The organism is Allobosea sp. 05T422_2, assembly GCF_056396265.1.
The window spans coordinates 1-2004 of record NZ_JBFTLD010000485.1 but is presented as its reverse complement, the minus strand read 5'-3'; the positions used below and the strand labels follow the sequence as shown (position 1 = coordinate 2004).

The following is a 2004-nucleotide window of genomic DNA, read 5'->3' as shown; positions in this document are numbered from 1 at the left end:
GTCGGGTTCGGTCTGGTGCTCGGCACAACGCTCGGTCTGCTGGCGGCGATCCGGCGCGACGGCTTCCTCGACAACCTGATCATGCGCACGGCCGACTTCACCCATGCCTTCCCGGCGGTGCTGACGGCGATCATGATCACGGCGATCGCCGGGCCGGGCATGCTCAACGCCATCGTCGCGATCGGCATCCTGAACCTGCCTTATTTCGCGCGCCTGGCGCGCGGGGTGGCGATTCAGGTCTGGACGCGGGATTATATCCAGGCGGCGCGGGCGGCCGGGCTCGACAATGTGCAGATCAGCGTCCGCCATGTCCTGCCGAATGTTGCTGGCGTCATCGTCGTACAGGCGACGATCCAGTTCGCACTGGCGATCCTGGCGGAGGCGGGGCTGTCCTATCTCGGGCTCGGCACGCAGCCGCCGAATCCGTCCTGGGGACGCATGCTGAACGAGGCGCRGACCTTCATGGCGGTGCAGCCATGGCTCGCTATCTTTCCCGGCGCGGCGATTGCCATCGCGGTGCTCGGCTTCAATCTGCTCGGCGACGGCCTGCGCGATGCCATCGACCCGCGCCTGCGCCGAAGCCGCTGAGTGACGATGAGGATGAGACGATGACCGATCTTGCCGATCTGAGCGCGACGGAGCTTCTCGCCGGCTATGCCGCACGGACATTCTCGCCGGTCGAGGCGACCGAGGCGGTGATCGCACGGATTACCGCATGGGAGCCGCAGCTCAAGGCGCTCTATGCCTATGATCCCGCCGCGGCGCGAGCGATGGCGAAGGCCTCCGAGATGCGCTGGCTGAAGGGGGAGGCGCTGGCTCTCGACGGGGTGCCCGGCACGATCAAGGAGAACATCGCGACCAAGGGCGTGCCGGTGCCGCTCGGCACGGCCGCGCGCGATCTCGAGCCGGCATCGGCGGACGCACCGCCGGCGGCGCGGTTGAGGGAGGCCGGCTGCGTCATCCTCGCCAAGACGACGATGCCGGATTACGGCATGCTCTCCTCGGGTTTGTCGAGCTTTCACGAACTCGCCTGCAACCCCTGGGACCTGACCAAGAATCCTGGCGGCTCCTCGGCTGGGGCGGGTGCGGCGGGAGCTGCGGGCTATGGGCCGCTTCATGTCGGCACCGATATCGGTGGCTCGATCCGCCTGCCGGCCGGCTGGTGCGGCTTGGTCGGCCTCAAGCCGAGCTTTGGCCGCGTGCCGATCGACCCGACCTATTACGGCCGCGTCGCCGGGCCGATGACCCGCTCGGTCGCGGATGCGGCGCTGATGATGCGGGAACTGTCCCGGCCGGACAGGCGCGATGGCATGAGCCTGCCGCCACAGGAGATCGACTGGCTGGCGCTGGAGTTTGACGTCAAGGGCTTGCGGCTGGGGCTCCAGGTCGATGCCGGAGTCGGGCTTGCCGTCGAGCCGCATACCCGGGCTGCGATCGAGGCGGCGGCCAGGGCCTTTGTGGCGGCTGGCGCGATTGTCGAGCCGGTTGCGCCCTTCCTGACCCGCGAAATGCTGGACGGGCTTGATGATTTCTGGCGGCAGCGCGCCTGGGTCGACATTGGCGGCCTGTCGGATGCCAGGCAGGGACGGGTTCTGCCCTATATCTACGCCTGGGCCGAGGGCGGCCGGAATCTGAGTGGCGAAAGAGTCTATCGCGGGATGAGCCAGATGCTGGCGATGCGCGATGCGGCGCTGAAAGCCTGTGCACCGTTCGATTTCGTGCTGTCGCCGGTTTCCCCTGTGCCGGCCTATGCGGCTGAGCTGGCCTCGCCCATCCACGACCCTGAGCGGCCCTTCGAGCACATCGCGTTMACGGTCTCAGCGAACATGTCGGATCAGCCGGCGGTCTCGGTCCATGCCGGGCTTACTCCCGAGGGGTTGCCGATCGGCTTGCAGATCACCGGGCGGCGGTTCGACGATCTCGGCGTGTTGAGAATGGCGCGGGCCTGGGAAATTCTACGCGGCAGCGAGGTGCCATGGCCTGCGCCGCCACAGACCGTGTGAG

General features: G+C 67.8%; 2 protein-coding genes. Both read left to right on the top strand.

Translation table 11 applies throughout. The features are described 5' to 3' along the window. The coding region (locus tag AC1DJT_RS36440) for an ABC transporter permease (RefSeq protein ID WP_476836027.1) at positions 1–588 on the top strand (588 nt) is incomplete at its 5' end. 20 nt (positions 589–608) lie between these two features. Next, positions 609–2003 (top strand): amidase, encoded by a 1395-nt coding sequence (locus AC1DJT_RS36435; protein ID WP_476836026.1) that lies wholly within the window; start codon positions 609–611, stop codon positions 2001–2003. Position 2004 lies beyond the last annotated feature (1 nt).